The sequence below is a fragment of the Nonomuraea rosea genome (assembly GCF_039539705.1).
Lineage (GTDB): Bacteria > Actinomycetota > Actinomycetes > Streptosporangiales > Streptosporangiaceae > Nonomuraea > Nonomuraea rosea.
On record NZ_BAABDQ010000030.1, the window covers coordinates 80,623 to 98,095 of the forward strand.

A 17,473-nucleotide genomic window follows, 5' to 3' on the forward strand; every position below is an offset into this window, starting at 1 on the left:
TCACCGCTGCCCGGCACCTTCACGCACCTCCCGCCGCAGCTCGACGGCGCGGTGCAGGTAGTGCGAGGCCAGCGCGGTGCGCCCGGCGGAGCGGTAGAGCTCGCCGAGCGTCTGGAACGTGGTCGCCTCCCCGCTGCGGTCGCCGAGCTGCTGGAAGATGACGAGCGAGGCCTGGAGCCGGTCGGAGCCGTCGGACTTGTCGCCGCTGGCGGCCTGCAGCCCGCCGAGGCTCTGCATGGCGTACGCGCCGCAGTGGCGGTCGCCGAGCGTCTCGAAGATGTCCAGGGCCCGGCCCTGGCAGCGGATCGCCTCTTCGGTGTCGGCCTTCAGGTTGTGCAGGCGGCCCAGGTGCATCGAGACGCAGCCTTCGCGGTGGGCGTCACCGAGCTCCCTGGCCAGCCGCAGCGCTTCGCCCAGCCAGCGCGCGGCCTGGCGCAGGTCCTGCAGGGACAGGTAGACGCGGCCGATGGCCTGCCGGGCGTAGGCCTCGCCGCTGCGGTCGCTCACGGCCAGGAACATGGCCAGGGCGTGGCGGAAGAATCCGAGCGCCCGCAGGTGGCGGCCGGAGAACTGGCTGGCCGCGCCGAGCCCGCAGATCGAGATGGCCTCGCCGCGGGTGTCTCCGAGCTCGTGGAAGATGGCGCGGGCGCGGCGCAGCATGTCCTCGGCCTCGGCGTAGCGGTCCTGGTAGAGGCATACCTGGCCGAGGCCGCGGAGCATGGCGGCCTCGCCGCGGCGGTCGCCGGCCGCGCGGGCGCTGTCGAGGGCGATCCGGTGGGTGAGCTGCCATTCCTCGACGCGGCAGTGCAGGTCGAAGTAGGGGACGAGGGCGGCGGCCAGTCCCCAGGCGGAGGCGGCCAGGCCGGTGTCGGCGGCCAGGCGTACGGCCGCCACGAGCGACTCGCGTTCGGCGTCGAACCACGACAGCGGGTCGGCGGTCAGCCGGCCGAGCGTCTCGCGCGGCAGGCTCCAGGGCGCGGGCCCCTCGGGGGTGAGGCTGAACAGCGAGGTCGGCAGCCGTGCGGTCGCGTGTTCGGCGGCGCTGGTCCAGCCGCCGAGCACGCGGGCGAGGGCCTGGCGTTCCGGTTCGCCGCCCGAGCCCTGCCTGGCCTCGCAGCGCAGCAGGTCGAGCAGCCGGTAGCGGGGCTGGCCGAGGGCGTCCGTGCCGGCCAGGCGCAGGAGGTTGGCGTCCACGAGGGAGTCCACGACGGCTTCCGCGCGGTCGCGGCCGAGCACGGCGCCGGCGACCCAGCCCGGCACGGAGACGGGGCCGAGCAGGCCGAGCGCGCGGAAGGTGGTGGCCGCCTCGCCGGTCAGCTTGCGGGTGCTGCGTTCGAAGGAGCCGCGTACCTCCAGGTCGCCGGCGCGCAGCTCGTCGAGTCTGGTCGTGGCGTCGGCCAGGCGTTGCTCCAGGACGCTGAGCGGCCAGCCGGGGCGGCCGGCCAGCCGGGCCCCGGCGACTCTGATGGCCAGGGGGAGGTGGCCGCAGGCCTCCAGGATGGCCAGGGCGGCCGGGCGTTCACTGGCCAGCCGCTGCGCTCCGACGATGCGGGCGAGGAGTTGCTCGGACTCGGCCGGGGGGAGCACGTCGAGTTCGAGCAGCAGGGTGCCGGGCAGTTCGGTGATGCGCCGGCGGCTGGTGACGAGCACCGCGCAGCCGTTGCCGGGCAGCAGGGCGCGTACCTGTGCGGCGTCGGCCGCGTCGTCGAGGAAGACGAGCATGGGGCGTTCGGCCAGCAGGGAGCGGTAGAGGGCGGCGCGTTCGTGCAGGGTGTGCGGCAGGGCGGCGTCGCCGATGCCGAGGGCGCGCAGGGCCTCGGCCAGCAGATCGGCGGGGTCGGCGGAGTCGGCGTCGGTGCCGCCGAGGCACAGGTGGAGCTGCCCGGCCGGATAGCCGGCCCGCACGGCGTGCGCGCAGTGCACGGCCAGCGCCGATTTGCCCACTCCCGGAGGTCCGACCACCACGGCGATCGAGGGCGGGCCGTCGCGCCGCCGCTCCTGGGCCGACAGCGCGCGGGTCAGGGCGGCGACGGCCTCGGTCCTGCCGGTGAAGTCGGGGATGTCGGCCGGTAACTGGAAGGGCGGGGGCACGCTGAGGGCCGGGGCGGGCGCGGGCTCCTCTTCCGAGAGTACGCGGGCGTGCGCCTCGCGCAGGTCCTGGCCGGGTTCGATGCCGAGCTCGTCGACCAGTTGCCGCCTGATGGCGGTGTAGGCGTGCAGTGCCTCGGCCCGGCGGCCGCCGCGGTGCAGGGCGAGGATGAGCTGCTGCCACAGGTCCTCGCGGTAGGGGGCGCCGCCGATCAGCTCGCGCAGGTCGTCGATCGCGGAGGCGTGCTCGCCGGTGGCCAGTTTGATGGCCACCAGCTCCTCGGCCGCGGTGAGCCTGGCCTGGGTGAGCGAGCGCAGGCGCGCGTCCCACAGCGGGCTGGCGGGCAGGTCGCCGACGGGCTCGCCGCGCCACAGCGCGAGCGCGCGGCGCAGCAGCCCGGCCGCCGCTCCGGTACGCCCTCCGGCCCGCGCCCTGGCCACCAGGTCCTCGAACAGCAGCACGTCGAGCCGGTCCGGCTCGACCTCGATCGCGTAGCCGGAGGGGTGGGCGGCGATGCGGGCCCCGGCGGCGCCGAGGACGCCGCGTAAGGAGCTCACGTACGTGCGCAGGTTGGCGGTGGCGGACGAGGGCGGGTTCCGCGGCCATAGGACCTCGATGAGCACGTCCGAGCCGACCATCTGGTTCGCGTCGAGCAGCAACGAGGTCAGCAGCAGCCGCGGTTTGTTGCCTGCGATGCGCAGGATCCGGTCTCCGGCGCGGACCTGTAAGGGGCCGAGAACACCGAAGTTGGGCTGATCAACCACTATGACCGCACCTACTCCTTAGCTGGAGGTATTGCAACCATGTGCCGGGTTGTCCCGTACGAGCTGGCTGTGCCTTTATACCGATTTTGGATGTTCTTTGTACGCGGTACTCGCAATCTTGATCCCCAGCAGGCGCACGTCGTGAGATCCAGCAGACCATGATCGGCGCGGGGCGGATCTCGTCCCGGAGCCGTTAGGAAAGGATCCGTATGAGACCCAGAAGGGTGCTTACGGTGGGGTTCGTCCTTATGTGCGGGCTCGTGGCCGGCCAGGCCGCCTCGGCCGCCCCCACACCGGCGCCGAGCGCGACGCCGACGTCCACGGCGACGTCCGCGCCCGACCAGAACGACCCGGCGGACACCGTCAAGCCGCCGGCCGTGACGACCCTGGCCGCGCCGAGCTTCCAGCTCCCCTTCCCCTGCGGTCAGAGCTGGACGGGCAACTCCAGCGGGAGCAGCGCCCACAAGTCGTACGAGATCGACTTCAACCGGGGCAGCAGCGCGAGCGCCGACCTCGGCGACACCGTCTCCGCCGCCGCGGCCGGGACCGTCACGATCTCCGCCCACCAGGGCTCCACGAACGGCTTCGGCAACCTGGTCAAGATCGACCACGGGGGCGGCTGGACGACGTACTACGCGCACCTGAACGCGCGCTCCGTCGCCGCCGGCGCCCGCGTCACCCAGGGCCAGAAGGTCGGCACGGTCGGCAACACCAGCAAGCCGGGCAACAACATCAGCCCGCACCTGCACTTCGAGGTGCGCGAGGGAACCGGCTACCCGGGCAACGTCCGCAAGGCGGTCTTCAACGGCACCACCTTCGGCTACCCGAACCAGACCCTGACCTCGAAGAACGGCTGCGGCGGCGCCACCAACCCGCACACGGCCGCGTCGGTGTGCGGCAGCGGCTACAAGGTGATCGACTCCGCCGCGCTGGGCTCGGCGGGCACCGCCTACCTGCTCTTCAACTCGGCCAGCGGCAACAACTGCGTGGCCACGATCAAGAAGACCTCGCTGGGCAAGGCCACCGCCGCCAGCGCCTACCTGGAGGTCGAGGGCAAGACCCGCGCCACCGACAGCGGCAGCTTCACCTACTACGCCGGCCCGATCCGCGCCGCCGCGTCCGGCAAGTGCGTCAAGTGGGGCGGCAAGGCCGGGACGTCGGTCTACAACAGCCCCTTCGAGCACTGCGGCTAGAGCGGCATGAGCGTGCGGGCGGCCGCCGTGCGGCCGCCCGCTCCCGTACCCCCAGGACATCGTCATGAAGACCGCTGAGGAGAGAACTGTGCTAGCCCGACTGCGCCGCTCAGCCGTGCTGCTGACCGGCGCGCTGATCCCCGTCACGCTGCTCGTGGGGCAGCCGGCCGCGTCCGCGTCCGCCGCCGACCCCATGTCCGCGGCGTTCGCCCGTGCGGCCACCACCTACGAGGTGCCGCGCGACCTGCTGGTCTCGCTCGCCTACGCCGAGACCCACCTGGACGGGCACGACGGCAAGCCCAGCGCCAGCGGCGGCTACGGCGTGATGCACCTGGTCACCTCCCGCACGCTGGAGCGCGCGGCCACGGTCACCAAGCAGCCCGTCTCGGCGCTGAAGAGCGACGACGCCGCCAACATCGCCGGCGGCGCCGCCGTCCTGCGCGCCTACGCCGACGAGCTCGGCCTGAGCGCCGCCGCCCGCAAGGACGCCGGCAAGTGGTACGAGGCGGTCGCCAAGTACGGCAACGCCTCCTCCGCGGACGTGGCCCGCCTGTACGCCGACACCGTCTACGACCTGCTGACCGAGGGCGTGCGCGCCACCACCCCCGGCGGCGAGAACGTCACCGTGCAGCCGCGCGCCGTCCAGCCCGACCGCGGCGCCTACGCCAAGGCGAAGGACCTGGACAACCCCAACACGCTGGCCGCCTCGACCGACTACCCGTCGGCCGTGTGGGTGCCGGCGCACAGCAGCAACTACGCGGTCTCCAGCCGCCCGACCAGCGACGCGATCGACCGGATCGTCATCCACGTGGCCCAGGGCTCCTACGCCGGGACGATCTCCTGGTTCCAGAACGGTCCCCGGGCCAACCCCACCTCCTCGCACTACGTGGTGCGCTCCTCCGACGGCGCCGTCACCCAGATGGTCAGGGAGAAGGACCGGGCCTTCCACGCCGGCGACTACAACAGGCGCTCGGTCGGGATCGAGCACGAGGGCTTCGTCAACAACGCCTCGTGGTTCACCGACGCGATGTACCGCTCCTCGGCCGCGCTGACCCGCAACATCGCCGACCGGTACGGCATCCCCAAGGACCGCACCCACATCGTGGGCCACAACCAGGTCCCCGGCGCCGACCACACCGACCCGGGCGGCTTCTGGGACTGGACCAAGTACATGGGCTACGTCACCGGCGGCAGCGGCGGCACCCCCAACCCGCACACCGCCGAGTCGGTCTGCGGCAGCGGATTCAAGGTGATCGACTCCGCGGCGCTGGGCACGGCCGGCACCGTCTACCTGCTCTACAACACCGCCACCAGCAACAACTGCGTGGCCACGATCAAGAAGACCTCGGTCGGCACGGCCAGCGCGGTCAGCGCCTACCTGGAGGTGCAGGGCAAGACCCGGGTGACCGACACCGGCAACTTCGCCTACTACGCCGGGCCGGTGAAGGCCGCCGCGGCCGACAAGTGCGTCAAGTGGGGCGGCAAGGCCGGCACGTCCGTCTACGACAGCGGGTTCGAGCACTGCACCTGACATCTCGTTGAACGGGTGGGCGGGTCGCCGTGGCGGCCCGCCCACCGTCATGCGATCCCGGTGTGGTCGAGGATCGCGGCGAACGGGTCCTCCCGGCCGGCGTCCTCCCCTTCGCCCAGCAGGCAGGAGTCGAGCAGGGCGCGCAGGCGGCCGGCGTCCAGATCGGGGCCGGTGAAGACCAGGTGCTGGACGCGGTCGCCGCGCTCGTCGTCCCGATCACCGTGGACGGGCGGGAGCTGCTCGTGCCGCGTCCGCTCGTCCGCGCCTACCAGAGGGGGCTGATCCCCCTGCGGTGAGCCACCACACCTGACGCCGGACCGCGCGGCCGACGGCGCGGTCCGGCGTCAGGTCAGATCCAGCCTTCCTCCCAGGCGCGGTGCGCGGCCGCGTGGCGGGAGCCGACGCCGAGCTTGGACATGGCGGCCGACAGGTAGTTGCGCACCGTCCCCGGGGCGAGATGGGCCTGGGCGGCGATCTCCCTGACGGACGCGCCGGTGCGCGAGGCCCGCAGCACCTCCAGTGTGGTGCGGCAAGGTCGTGGCGCGCTCCTGCGCCCAGTGGTGCGGCGTCCTCGACGTCCTGACCGCCCTCGGGCCGCTCTTCCTGGTGTGACGGCCCGTGCGGGCCGGGTCACCACGTGGCGGGCAGGCGTTCCCGCGCGCTGTCGTCCGGTACGGCGCCGGGCACGTGGGCCAGGTCGGCCTCGATGCGGGCGGCGGTCTCGGTGAGCGCGGGCAGGATGTCGCGCAGCAGATCGGCGGGGGCGGCCCGGCTGGCGTGGGTGGCCACGTTGACGGCCGCCACGACCCGGCCGTCTCCGCCGCGCACCGGCACCGCGATCGACCGCACCCCCTCCTCCAGCTCCTGGTCGACCAGGGCGTAGCCGTCCGCGGCGGCCCGGCGGACAGCGGCGGCGAGGTCGCCTGGCGCGGTGATCGTGTGCCGGGTCAGCGGCAGCGGCGTGATGCCGGCCAGCTGCTCCGCCGGCCGGCCGGCCAGGAGCACCCGGCCCATGGAGGTCGCGTACGCGGGGAAGCGGGTGCCGACCGTGATGTTGACGCTCATGATGCTCACCGTGGGCACGCGGGCCACGTAGAGGACGTCGTCGCCGGACAGCACCGCCGCCGAGGCCGACTCGCGGGTCCGGGCCACGAGGTCCGCCAGGTGCGGCTGGACGATCTCGCGCAGGGTCAGCCCGGACAGGTGGGCGTAACCGAGCTCCAGCACCTTGGGCAGCAGCACGAAGCGGTTGCCGCGGGCGGCGGCGTACCCGAGGCGCTCCAGGGTCTGCACCGCCCGGCGCACGGTGGCGCGCGGCAGCCCGGTCACCCGGGCGGCGTCGGCGAGGGTCGCGCCGCCGCGCGCCGAGCCGAGCGCGACCAGCACCGCCAGGCCCCTCGCGAGCGACTGCAGCCGCCCGTCGCCCCCCTCGTCAGAAACGCCCGCCCTCCGCGGGCCCGACGGCCCGTCCGAGGCACTGGCGAGAGCCGATTCCATGGCCGCCACCGTCTCGCGCATCCGCGGCAGCGCGTGGGCGGCCAGGCCGGCGATGGTGTGCCTGCTGGTGTGGCTGACCACGCTCAGCGCGCAGACCGCCGTGCCGTCCCGATCCCGTACGGGCAGCGCGACCGCGATCAGCCCCGGCTCCACGAGCTGGTCGTCCTCGGCCCACGGCGCGTCCGGGCCGAGCAGCGCCAGCCCCGCCGCGCACCGGCCGGCGGGCAGCAGGTCCCCGACCCTGAAGACGATCGACATGGTGCGCCGCCGCGCGAACTGGGCGATGAAACGCACCGCGTCCCCGTCCCGTACGGCCAGCGACACCGACTCCTCCAGCTCCCGGGCCAGCCGCTCGGCCGCCGGCCCCAGGACGTCCCGGAGCCCGCCGCAGGCCAGGTACGCCTCGCCCAGCTCCATCAGGCGCGGCGCCGGCAGCACGTCGCGCCCCTCCGCCCGCACATAACCGAGATGGACGAGGGTGGCCAGCACGCGATCGACGGTGGACCTGGCCAGCCCGGTGGCGCGTACGAGATCCGTGGCCCGCGCCGCCCGGCCCGGGTCGGCGGCCAGGGCGCGCAGGACGGCCAGCCCGCGCTCCAGCGTTCCGGCGGCTTCCATCCGTGCCTCCAAAGTCGAAGGCGAGCTTTTGACAGAAGCGCCTTCAGGTACACATACTCGACCACACGATAGTGAACTTAAGTTCGCTGAGCGAACACATCGGGTGAACGGAGCGTCGTGCGGAAAGACAAGCTGGTCGCCACGGCCGGGGAGGCGCTGGCCGGCGTGCGTGACGGCGCCTCGTTCGCGGTCGGCGGATTCGGCCTCGGGGGCATCCCCAACGTGCTGATCCAGGCCCTGTACGACACCGGCGCGCAGGGCATCGCCGTCGTGTCGAACAACTGCGGCGTGGACGGCGGCGGCCTCGGCATCCTGCTGTCCGCCGGGCGCATCGCCCGCGTGACCGCCTCCTACATCGGCGACAACAAGGAGTTCGCCAGGCAGTACCTGGCGGGCGAGCTGGAGGTCGAGCTGACCCCGCAGGGCAGCCTGGCCGAACGGCTGCGCGCGGGCGGCGCGGGCATCCCCGCCTTCTACACCCCCGCGGGCGTCGGCACCCCCGTCGCCGACGGCGGCCTGCCCCTGCGTCACCACCCCGACGGCTCGATCGCGCAGGCGTCGCCGCCCAAGGAGGTGCGCGAGTTCGACGGCCGGAGCTACGTGCTGGAGCACGCCATCACCACCGACTTCGCGCTGGTGCGGGCGGCCAAGGGCGACCGGTACGGCAACCTGGTCTTCAACAAGGCCGCCCGCAACTTCAACCCGCTCGCGGCGATGGCCGGGCGGATCACGATCGCCGAGGTGGAGGAGCTGACCGAGCTCGACCCCGACGAGGTCCACCTGCCCGGCGTGTTCGTCCAGCGCGTCGTGCCGCTCACCCCCGAGCAGGCCGCCGACAAGGCCATCGAGAAGCGTACGACGTCCGCGCCGCGCACGGCCGAGGGGAGCACGGCATGAGCTGGACCCGTGACGAGATGGTCGCGCGGGCGGCCGCCGAGCTGCGCGACGGCGACTATGTCAACCTCGGCATCGGGCTGCCCACCCGCATCCCCTCCTTCCTGCCGCCGGGCGTGGACGTGGTCCTGCACTCGGAGAACGGCATCCTGGGCGTCGGCCCCTACCCCGACCCCGGCGCGCTCGACCCCGACCTGATCAACGCGGGCAAGGAGACGGTGACCGTGCTGGCGGGGGCGTCGTTCTTCGACTCGGCGATGTCGTTCGGCATGATCCGCGGCGGGCACATCGACGTGGCGGTGCTCGGCGCGATGCAGGTCTCGGCCCGCGGCGACCTGGCCAACTGGATGGTTCCCGGCCGGCTGGTCAAGGGCATGGGCGGGGCGATGGACCTGATCCACGGCGCCCGCAAGGTCATCGTGATCACCGATCACACCGCCAAGGACGGCACCCCCAAGATCGTCAAGGAGTGCTCGCTGCCGCTCACCGGCCAGGCGTGCGTGCACCGGATCATCACCGACCTCGGCGTCCTCGACGTCACGGCCGACGGGCTGAGGCTGGTCGAGACCGCGGCCGGGGTGAGCGCGGCCGAGCTGCGCGACCGTACGGAAGCGGAGGTTCTCTCGTGAAGGCCGTCTACATCGTCGACGCCGTCCGCACCCCCTTCGGCCGGTACGGCGGCGCGCTGTCCGGCATCCGGCCCGACGACCTGGCCGCGCACGTCGTCAGGGCGATCGCCGAGCGCAACGACGTCGAGGCCCCCGACGAGGTCGTCCTCGGCAACGCCAACGGCGCCGGCGAGGAGAACCGCAACGTCGCCCGGATGGCCGCCCTCCTGGCCGGCCTGCCCGTCACCACGCCCGGCGTGAGCGTGAACCGGCTGTGCGGCTCCGGCATGGAGGCCGTCATCCAGGCCTACCGCGCCATCGCGCTCGGCGACGCCTCCACCGTGATCGCCGGCGGCGTGGAGTCGATGACCCGCGCCCCCTGGGTGCTGCCCAAACTGGACAAGGCGTTCCCCGCGGGCGGGCAGGAGCTGGTCTCCACCACGCTCGGCTGGCGGCTGGTCAACCCGGAGATGCCCGCCGAGCACACCGTGCCGCTGGGCGAGGGCGCCGAGCTGATCGCCGACCGGCACGGCGTCGGGCGGGCGGAGCAGGACGCGTACGCGCTGGCCAGCCACCAGAAGGCGGCCAAGGCGTCGTTCGAGCGGGAGATCGTCCCGATCGGCGGCGTGAGCAGGGACGAGGGCATCCGCGCCGACTCCTCGCTGGAGGCGCTGGCTCGGCTCAAGCCCGTCTTCCGCAAGAGCGGCGGCACCGTCACCGCGGGCAACTCCTCCCCGCTCAACGACGGGGCGGCGGCGCTGCTGCTGACCGACGAGGCGGGGCTGCGCGGCCGTGAGCCGCTGGCCAGGATCGTCACGAGCGCGGTCAGCGCGCTGGAGCCGCGCTACTTCGGGCTCGGCCCGGTCGAGGCGGCGGCCAGGGCGCTGGCCAAGGCGGGCAAGGACGCCGGCGACCTGGCGACCGCCGAGCTCAACGAGGCCTTCGCCGCCCAGGTGCTCGGCTGCCTGGCCGAGCTGCCCGGCCTGGACCCCGCGATCGTCAACCCGGACGGCGGGGCGATCGCCCTCGGCCATCCGCTCGGCGCCTCCGGGGCCCGCATCACCGGCACGGTCGCCCACCGGCTGGCCGCGGCCGGCTCGGGCACCGGCCTGGCCTGTCTCTGCATCGGAGTCGGCCAGGGCCTGGCCGTCGTACTCGAAAGGTAGCCGTCATGTCCGAACCCCGCCCCCCGGCCGCCCCCCTCACCCAGGCGGACATCGACGTCGAGATCGCCGCGCTCCAGGCGGCCGGCGGCGGTGACCACCCCTCCCGCGACTACGCCCCCTACCGCAGCACCCTGCTGCGCCACCCCAAGCAGCCGCTGGTGGCGTTGAAGGACCCCGAGGCGGCCGAGCTGGCCGGCCCGGTCTTCGGCATCACCGACGTGACGCCGCACGACTCCGACCTGACCGTGCAGCACCTGAGCGAGCCGCTCGGCGAGCGCATGACCGTGACCGGCCGCGTCCTGGACCGCGACGGCCGCCCGATACGCGGCCAGCTCGTGGAGATCTGGCAGGCCAACGCCTCCGGCCGCTACCCGCACCAGCGCGACGACCACCCCGCGCCGCTCGACCCGAACTTCACCGGCGTCGGCCGCTGCCTCACCGACGGCGACGGCGTCTACCACTTCACCACGATCAAGCCGGGCCCCTACCCGTGGCGCAACCACGTCAACGCCTGGCGGCCCGCGCACATCCACTTCTCCCTGTTCGGCACGGCGTTCACCCAGCGCCTGGTCACCCAGATGTACTTCCCGGGAGACCCGCTGTTCCCCTACGACCCGATCCTGCAGTCGGTGACCGACGAGCAGGCCAGGCAGCGGCTGATCGCCGCCTACGAGCACGACCTGTCCACGCCCGAATGGTCGCTCGGCTACCGCTGGGACATCGTGCTCGACGGCCCCGCCGCGACCTGGATGGAGGAAGGCCGATGAACCCCACCCCCTCGCAGACCGTCGGGCCGTTCTACGGCAACGCCCTGCCCTTCCCCGGCGGCGGCGACCTCGCCCCGCTCGGCGCGGACGCCATCCTCGTCCACGGGCGCGTCTACGACGGCGCGGGCGTCCCGGTGCCCGACGCGCTGCTGGAGTTCTGGCAGGCCGACGCGTCGGGACGGCTGCGCGGCGCGCCCGGCAGCCTGCGCCGCGACCAGGTGGACGGCACCGTGCTCGGCAGGCACGGCATGGACTTCACCGGCTTCGGCCGGGTCGGCACCGACGCCGACGGCCACTGGACGCTGCGCACGGTGCCGCCGGGCAACGGCTACATCAGCGTCTGCGTCTTCGCCCGCGGCCTGCTGCACCACCTCTACACCCGCATCTACCTCGGTACGGACCGCTTCCTCGACTCGCTGCCGCCCGAGCGCAGGCAGACGCTGGTGCCCGTGACCGAGCGCGCGGGCGTCCACCGGTTCGACATCCACCTGCAGGGCGAGAAGGAGACGGTCTTCCTCGACTTCGGCTGAGCCGCCCGTACCTGAAGGGCCGCCATACCGACTGCGGCCCAGGTCTTGACGCCGTCCTTCCCTTCGCGGGCCCGCCGTACGGGCAGGAACCCGCTGGGGGGACGGCATGACGGCGAGAACGAACGAAGCGGCCGGCACCGGCGAGGTGCACGATCTGCGCTCGGCGCTGGAGCGGCTGCGCCACTATCCCAGCCAGCTCATCGAGACGGGTCATCCGGTCGATCCGATCGCCGAGCTGGCCGGCGTCTACAAGCTCGTCGGCGCGGGCGGGACCGTGGTGCGGCCGACGAGGACGGGCCCGGCGATGATGTTCGGCAACGTGACGGGCTTCCCCGGCTGGCGCGTCCTGGTGGGGCTGATGGCCAGCCGCGAGCGGGTCGGGCTGCTGCTGGACGCCCCGGCGCGGCGGCTGACGCAGCGCATGGCGCGGGCGTACAAGAACGCGATGAGCCCCGTGGACGTCGGCGCGGACCACGCGGTGTGCCAGGAGGTCGTGCACCGGGCCGGCGACCAGGACTTCGACCTGCGCAAGCTGCTGCCCGCCCCGACCAACACCGAGGATGACGCCGGCCCGTACTTCTGCCTGGGCCTGGTGCTCAGCAGCGACCCGACGGGCCAGGCCGGCACCGACGTCACCATCCACCGGCTGTGCGTGCAGGGCAAGGACGAGCTGTCCATCTTCTTCGCGCCGGGCCGGCACATCGACGCCTTCCGCAAGAAGGCCGAGGCGCAGGGCAAGCCGCTGGCGGTGTCGGTCAACATGGGGCTCGACCCCGCCGTCCACATCGCCGCGTGCTTCGAGGCGCCGACGACGCCGTACGGCTACGACGAGCTCGCCGTGGCGGGCGGCCTGCGCGGCAAGCCGGTCGAGCTGACCCGCTGCCTGACCGTGGATCAGCGGTGCATCGCCAACGCCGAGGTCGTCATCGAGGGCGAGATCCTGCCCGGCGTACGCGTCGCCGAGGACCGCAGCACGCACACCGGGCACGCGATGCCGGAGTTCCCCGGCTACAACGGCCCGGCGAACCCGGCGCTGCCGGTGCTGAAGGTCACCGCCGTCACCACCCGCCGCAACCCGATCCTGCAGACCCTCGTCGGCCCCGGCGAGGAGCACGTGAACCTGGCCGGGCTGCCCACCGAGGCGAGCATCTTCAACGCCTGCGACAAGGCGCTGCCGGGGTTCGTCAGCGAGGTCTACGCCCACTCCTCCGGCGGCGGCAAGTTCCTGACCGTCATGAAGTGCAGCAAGAAGAGCGCGTTCGACGACGGGCGCGCCCGGCTGGCCGCGCTGGTGGCGTTCGGCACCTACACCGAGCTGAAGAACGTCATCCTCGTGGACGAGGACGTCGACATCTTCGACACCAACGACGTGCTGTGGGCGATGCAGACACGGATGCAGGGCAATCTGGACGTCATCGCCATCCCGGGGGTGGCCGGGCACGTGCTGGATCCGTCGCAGACCCCCGAGTACGACCCGCGCCTGCCGGCCAAGGGCGTCACCTCCAAGACCATCTTCGACGCCACGGCCCCGTACGAGCTGCGCGCCGAGATGTTCACCCGCGCCCAGTTCCGCGAGGTGGACCCGCGGCCCTTCGCAGCCGAGCTGTTCGGGAACGACGCCGCACCCGGCGCGCGGGCCGGGTCCGGCCACCACGACTGACTTCGCGATCACCTATCGGGAGCGACACCATGCCAGAACAACGACGTGTCCTGCTGGCCGTGACCGGCGCCGGCGGCACCCGCCTGGCCGGCCGGCTGCTGGCGGCCCTGATCGCCGACGCCCGCGTCGGCCACGTGGACCTGATGATCTCGCCGAACGGCCGCAAGCTCATCGCGCACGAGCACGCGGCCCCGCAGGACGCCGACCCGGTCGAGCTGATGCTCGGCGGCCCGTCGGAGAAGGTGATGCTCTGGGATCCGGAGTCCGACGTGGCCGGGCCGCCGTCGTCGGGCAGCTACCGCTGCTGGGGCATGATCGTGCTGCCGTGCGCGCTGGGCGCCGCCGCCAGGATCGCTCAGGGGGCGGCCAACACGCTGATCGAGCGGGCCGCGGACGTGTGCTTGAAGGAGCGCCGCCCGCTGATCCTGTGCCTGCGCGAGACCCCGTTGAACCTGATCCATCTGCGCAACATGGTGCAGCTCACCGAGGCGGGCGCGGTCGTCTATCCGATGATCCCGACGTACTACAACGTGCCGCAGAGCGTCGAGCAGATGGACGAGGAGTTCGTGGCGCGCCTGCTCGGCTTCGCCGGCCTGGACCAGACCGACTACTACGAGTGGACCGGCGCGGCCGGCACGGCCGCCTCGCGCGAACGATCGGGGGCGGGGTCATGAGGCTGATCGTCGCGATGACGGGGGCCAGCGGCGCGCCGCTGGGGGTGCGCCTGCTGGAGATGCTGCGCGAGTACGACGACGTGCACACCCATCTGGTGCTGAGCCGGTGGGCGCGGGCCACGATCGAGCTGGAGACGCCGTACGACGTGCGCGAGATCGCCAAGCTGGCCGACGTGGTGCACGGGCCGGGGGACCAGGCGGCGCCGATCTCCTCGGGCTCGTTCCGCACCGACGGGATGGTGGTCGTGCCCTGCAGCATGAAGACCCTGGCGGGCATCCGCACCGGCTACGCCGACGGGCTCATCGCCCGCGCGGCCGACGTCTGCCTGAAGGAGCGCCGCCGCCTGGTCCTGGTGCCCCGTGAGACGCCGCTCAACGAGGTGCATCTGGACAACATGCTGGCCTTGACCCGGATGGGCGCCACGATCCTGCCGCCCGTGCCCGCCTTCTACACCCGGCCGGCTTCTCTCCAGGACCTGGTGGACCATCTTGCGACCCGGATCCTGGACCAGCTCGGGCTTGCGGTGCCGGACGCCCGCCGCTGGACCGGCATGCCCGGGGCGAAGGAGACGCCCTGAACTGGCGCGTTGCGCAGGGGCATGTCGGGAGGTTAAGCTCGAATGCTCAGCAACAAATGAGCGTGATTCACAGCCCTCCCGTTAGGAGTATACCACCGAATGGCTAATCGTCAAGATAGTCTTGTGGAAGCCCTTGACGCCGAGCAGCGTACTGTGTCGTGGCTGTACGGCAGGCTCGACGTCGCCAGGGAGCGGGCGCAGGAGACGCTGCGCGAGGTGTACGGCAGGGGCGGCGCCCTGGGCACGCGTCAGGCGATGGTCGAGCGCGAGGCGCTGGCCTCGGAGCAGGCGCGCAGGCTGGGGCAGCTGAACGCGGTCGAGCGCGGCCTGTGCTTCGGCCGCATCGACGACGGGTCGGGGCAGAGCACCTACGTCGGCCGGATCGGGCTGCGTGACGAGCGGCACGAGTCGGTGCTGATCGATTGGCGGGCGCAGGCGGCGCGGCCGTTCTACGTGGCCACGGCCACCGATCCGGGCGGTCTGGTGCGCCGCCGGCACCTCCATCTGAAGGACCGCACGGTGGTCGGCATCGACGACGAGGTGTTCGACCTGGAGGGGATGAGCGACGGAGACCGGCGCACGCTGGTGGGCGAGGCGGCGCTGCTGGCGGCGCTGCGGCGGGGCAGGACCGGGCGGATGGGCGACGTGGTGGCGACCATCCAGTCCGAGCAGGACCGGGTGATCCGGTCCGCGCTGCAGGGGGCGCTGGTGGTGCAGGGCGGTCCTGGCACCGGCAAGACGGTGGCGGCGCTGCACCGGGCGGCGTACCTGCTCTACACCCACCGCGCCACGCTGGAGCGGCGCGGGGTGCTGGTGGTGGGCCCCAACCCGATGTTCCTGCGCTACATCAGCCAGGTGCTGCCCGCGCTGGGGGAGACGCAGGTGGTGATGTCCACGGTGGGCGAGCTGTTCCCCGGCGTGCGGGCGGCGGCGGCCGATCCGCCGCGGACGGCCGTGGTCAAGGGGGACGCGCGGATGGCGCAGGTGGTGGCCGGCGCGCTGGAGTCGCGGCAGCGGGTCCCGGACGGGGATCTGGAGGTGGAGCTGGACGGGCTGCGGCTGCGCGTCCCGCACGCGGTGTGCCTGGGGTTGCGCGACCGGGCGCGGGCGGTGCGGCTGCCGCACAACATGGCACGCAAGCTGTACGTCACCGAGCTGCTGAAGGAGCTGGCCAAGGCCGAGGCGCGGGCGCTGGAGGAGTCGCTGCACATCGAGGAGCTGGCCGACGAGGACGATCCGGAGCTGGGTGAGCCGCTCGATCTGGAGGGGGATCTGGACGAGCTCGATCTGGCGCTGGCCGCCACGCGGCTGTGGGACGAGCCGGAGGTGCGGCGGGCCGTGGACGGGCTCTGGCCGGAGCTGACGCCGCAGGACCTGATCGCGTGGCTGCTGTCGTCGCCGGAGACGCTGTGGTCGGTGGCGCCGCCGGGGCTGGACTGGGAGGTCGTGGTGCGCGCGGAGGAGGCCGCGTGGACGGTCGGGGACGTGCCGCTGCTGGACGAGGCGGCCGAGCTGCTGGGCGAGGACGACTCGGCCGAGCGGCTGGTGGCCAGGCGGCGCGATGAGGAGTGGGCGGAGCAGGAGCTGTACGCGCGGGAGGTGCTGGAGTCCACGGGCGTGGCGGAGGCGGGCGTCTTCGACCGGGCCGACGTGCTGGCCGAGCGGCACGCCGACGACGGGGCGGGGCTGACCACGGCGGACCGGGCGGCGGCCGACCGGCGCTGGGCGTACGGGCACGTGATCGTGGACGAGGCGCAGGAGCTGTCGGCGATGGCGTGGCGGATGGTCATGCGGCGGGTCCCCGCGCGGTCGCTGACGGTGGTGGGCGATCTGGCGCAGACGGGGTCGGCGGCGGGCGCGCGGTCGTGGGGCGAGGTGCTGGACCCCTATCTGGAGGGGCGGTGGCGCGAGGAGCGGCTGCTGGTGAACTACCGGACCCCGGTGGAGATCATGCGGGTGGCGGCGGACGTGCTGCGGGCGTTCGCGCCGGAGCAGGAGCCGCCGGAGTCGGTGCGCGAGGGCGGCTCGGAGCCCCGGGCGGTGCGGCTGGCCGTGGCGGGCCTGCCCGAGCTGGTCGGGCGGGAGCTGACGGAGATCGGCGAGGGGCGGGTGGGCGTGGTGACGCCGGACGCCCGGCACCCCGAGGTGGCGCGGCTGTTCCCGGAGGGGGATCTGGACGCGCCGGTGATGGTGCTGACGGTCGGGCAGGCCAAGGGGCTGGAGTTCGACGCGGTCGTGGTGGTGGATCCCGCGGGCATCGCGGGGCAGTCGGAGCAGGGCGGCCAGGACCTGTACGTGGCGGTGACCCGGGCGACGCGGCGCCTGACGGTGGTCTACGAGGGCGAGCTGCCTGAGGTCCTGTCCCGCCTGGCGTAAAGGCGGTGGGTACGGTGATCGTCGCCGTACCCACCGCAGAGCTCATTCGTTGGAGAGCTTCGCGGCGACGTCGCGAATGGCGCGGACGGCGTGGTCGAGGGCGCGCAGGGTCTCGGTGTCGAGATGGTCCATGAGACGCTGATACTGCTCCATGCCGGCGTTGTTGATCTCTTCGACGAGGGCGGCGCCTTCGGGAGTGAGCTCGACGCGGCGCACGCGGCGGTCTTGCGGGTCTTCGTGCCGGCTGACCAGGCCGTGGGCGACCAGGCGGTCGACGATGCCGGTGACGGTGCCGAGGCCCACGCCGAGGGCGTGGGCGAGATCCTGTCCCGAGGCGGAGCCGCCGATGGACAGGAGCATGACCACCTTGAGCTGTCTCATGGTGAGATTGGAGCTGAACAGGGGGGATTGGTGCTGGGCGAACAGCCGCCCGAGGCCACGCTGTGTTTCGATGATCCGGCGGATCAGTTCTTCGCGTTCGTCGCTCACGCTCACCTCTCGCTTCCTGAGAAGGTTATCAGGAAAGCT

General features: G+C 72.9%; 16 protein-coding genes. 11 read left to right on the top strand and 5 right to left on the bottom strand.

The annotated features are described in order from the left end of the window. Entirely contained in the window at nucleotides 1–2,853 is a 2,853-nt protein-coding gene (locus ABEA43_RS46345) for an AfsR/SARP family transcriptional regulator (RefSeq protein ID WP_345572464.1), read from the bottom strand. A gap of 233 nt (nucleotides 2,854–3,086) precedes the next feature. On the opposite strand from ABEA43_RS46345, the gene ABEA43_RS46350 reads away from it, so the two are divergent. Both ABEA43_RS46350 and ABEA43_RS46355 read left to right on the top strand, forming a co-directional pair. Beyond that, a complete protein-coding gene (locus ABEA43_RS46350; RefSeq protein WP_345572465.1) occupies nucleotides 3,087–4,046 on the top strand; it encodes a M23 family metallopeptidase in 960 nt (319 codons plus the stop codon). Nucleotides 4,047–4,134: 88 nt separating this feature from the next. Next, entirely contained in the window at nucleotides 4,135–5,577 is a 1,443-nt protein-coding gene (locus tag ABEA43_RS46355) for an N-acetylmuramoyl-L-alanine amidase (protein WP_345572466.1), read from the top strand. 47 nt (nucleotides 5,578–5,624) lie between these two features. Here the strand turns inward: ABEA43_RS46355 and ABEA43_RS46360 are convergent, their stop codons facing one another. The 3 genes from ABEA43_RS46360 to ABEA43_RS46370 all read right to left on the bottom strand — a co-directional run bounded on the left by ABEA43_RS46360 (nucleotide 5,625) and on the right by ABEA43_RS46370 (nucleotide 7,692). Then, entirely contained in the window at nucleotides 5,625–5,849 is a 225-nt protein-coding gene (locus ABEA43_RS46360) for a CobW C-terminal domain-containing protein (RefSeq protein WP_425570506.1), read from the bottom strand. A gap of 77 nt (nucleotides 5,850–5,926) precedes the next feature. Then, nucleotides 5,927–6,091 (bottom strand): response regulator transcription factor, encoded by a 165-nt coding sequence (locus ABEA43_RS46365; protein ID WP_345572467.1) that lies wholly within the window; start codon nucleotides 6,089–6,091, stop codon nucleotides 5,927–5,929. A 116-nt stretch (nucleotides 6,092–6,207) separates the two neighbouring features. Then, on the bottom strand, nucleotides 6,208–7,692 hold the full coding sequence (locus tag ABEA43_RS46370; RefSeq protein ID WP_345572468.1) for an IclR family transcriptional regulator domain-containing protein: 1,485 nt from the start codon (nucleotides 7,690–7,692) through the stop codon (nucleotides 6,208–6,210). 117 nt (nucleotides 7,693–7,809) lie between these two features. Between ABEA43_RS46370 and ABEA43_RS46375 the strand changes: the two genes are divergently transcribed. The 9 genes from ABEA43_RS46375 (at nucleotide 7,810) to ABEA43_RS46415 (ending at nucleotide 16,945) form a co-directional block, all read left to right on the top strand. After that, complete coding sequence (locus ABEA43_RS46375) at nucleotides 7,810–8,589, top strand: CoA transferase subunit A (RefSeq protein ID WP_345572469.1); 780 nt, start codon at nucleotides 7,810–7,812, stop codon at nucleotides 8,587–8,589. Further along, nucleotides 8,586–9,215, top strand: coding sequence for a CoA transferase subunit B (locus ABEA43_RS46380; protein ID WP_345572470.1), 630 nt, complete (start codon nucleotides 8,586–8,588; stop codon nucleotides 9,213–9,215). The genes ABEA43_RS46375 and ABEA43_RS46380 overlap by 4 nt, the downstream gene beginning before the upstream one ends. After that, nucleotides 9,212–10,360, top strand: a complete 1,149-nt coding sequence (locus ABEA43_RS46385; RefSeq protein ID WP_345572471.1) for a thiolase family protein — start codon at nucleotides 9,212–9,214, stop codon at nucleotides 10,358–10,360. Before ABEA43_RS46380 ends, ABEA43_RS46385 begins: the two co-directional genes overlap by 4 nt. 5 nt (nucleotides 10,361–10,365) lie before the next feature. Further along, on the top strand, nucleotides 10,366–11,127 hold the full coding sequence (gene pcaH / locus ABEA43_RS46390; RefSeq protein WP_345572472.1) for a protocatechuate 3,4-dioxygenase subunit beta: 762 nt from the start codon (nucleotides 10,366–10,368) through the stop codon (nucleotides 11,125–11,127). Then, a complete protein-coding gene (pcaG, locus tag ABEA43_RS46395; RefSeq protein WP_345572473.1) occupies nucleotides 11,124–11,657 on the top strand; it encodes a protocatechuate 3,4-dioxygenase subunit alpha in 534 nt (177 codons plus the stop codon). The genes pcaH and pcaG overlap by 4 nt, the downstream gene beginning before the upstream one ends. A 106-nt stretch (nucleotides 11,658–11,763) precedes the next feature. Continuing rightward, nucleotides 11,764–13,317, top strand: a complete 1,554-nt coding sequence (locus tag ABEA43_RS46400; protein ID WP_345572474.1) for a UbiD family decarboxylase — start codon at nucleotides 11,764–11,766, stop codon at nucleotides 13,315–13,317. Nucleotides 13,318–13,346: 29 nt separating this feature from the next. Next, the gene (locus ABEA43_RS46405) at nucleotides 13,347–13,991 is read left to right on the top strand and encodes a UbiX family flavin prenyltransferase (protein WP_345572475.1); all 645 of its coding nucleotides are present in this window, start codon (nucleotides 13,347–13,349) and stop codon (nucleotides 13,989–13,991) included. Then, on the top strand, nucleotides 13,988–14,569 hold the full coding sequence (locus ABEA43_RS46410; protein WP_345572476.1) for a non-oxidative hydroxyarylic acid decarboxylases subunit B: 582 nt from the start codon (nucleotides 13,988–13,990) through the stop codon (nucleotides 14,567–14,569). Before ABEA43_RS46405 ends, ABEA43_RS46410 begins: the two co-directional genes overlap by 4 nt. Nucleotides 14,570–14,668: 99 nt before the next feature. Then, the gene (locus tag ABEA43_RS46415; protein WP_425570503.1) at nucleotides 14,669–16,945 is read left to right on the top strand and encodes a HelD family protein; all 2,277 of its coding nucleotides are present in this window, start codon (nucleotides 14,669–14,671) and stop codon (nucleotides 16,943–16,945) included. A 42-nt stretch (nucleotides 16,946–16,987) separates the two neighbouring features. Here the strand turns inward: ABEA43_RS46415 and ABEA43_RS46420 are convergent, their stop codons facing one another. Beyond that, nucleotides 16,988–17,434 (bottom strand): MarR family winged helix-turn-helix transcriptional regulator, encoded by a 447-nt coding sequence (locus tag ABEA43_RS46420; protein WP_345572478.1) that lies wholly within the window; start codon nucleotides 17,432–17,434, stop codon nucleotides 16,988–16,990. Between the last annotated feature and the right edge of the window lie 39 nt (nucleotides 17,435–17,473).

Excerpts from the sequence above, each read along its gene's own strand:
- ABEA43_RS46370 (WP_345572468.1), bottom strand. The coding sequence starts at position 7,692 with ATGGAAGCCGCCGGAACGCTGGAGCGCGGGCTGGCCGTCCTGCGCGCC.
- ABEA43_RS46380 (WP_345572470.1), top strand. The coding sequence starts at position 8,586 with ATGAGCTGGACCCGTGACGAGATGGTCGCGCGGGCGGCCGCCGAGCTG.
- pcaH (WP_345572472.1), top strand. The coding sequence starts at position 10,366 with ATGTCCGAACCCCGCCCCCCGGCCGCCCCCCTCACCCAGGCGGACATC.
- pcaG (WP_345572473.1), top strand. The coding sequence starts at position 11,124 with ATGAACCCCACCCCCTCGCAGACCGTCGGGCCGTTCTACGGCAACGCC.
- ABEA43_RS46400 (WP_345572474.1), top strand. The coding sequence starts at position 11,764 with ATGACGGCGAGAACGAACGAAGCGGCCGGCACCGGCGAGGTGCACGAT.
- ABEA43_RS46405 (WP_345572475.1), top strand. The coding sequence starts at position 13,347 with ATGCCAGAACAACGACGTGTCCTGCTGGCCGTGACCGGCGCCGGCGGC.
- ABEA43_RS46410 (WP_345572476.1), top strand. The coding sequence starts at position 13,988 with ATGAGGCTGATCGTCGCGATGACGGGGGCCAGCGGCGCGCCGCTGGGG.
- ABEA43_RS46415 (WP_425570503.1), top strand. The coding sequence starts at position 14,669 with ATGGCTAATCGTCAAGATAGTCTTGTGGAAGCCCTTGACGCCGAGCAG.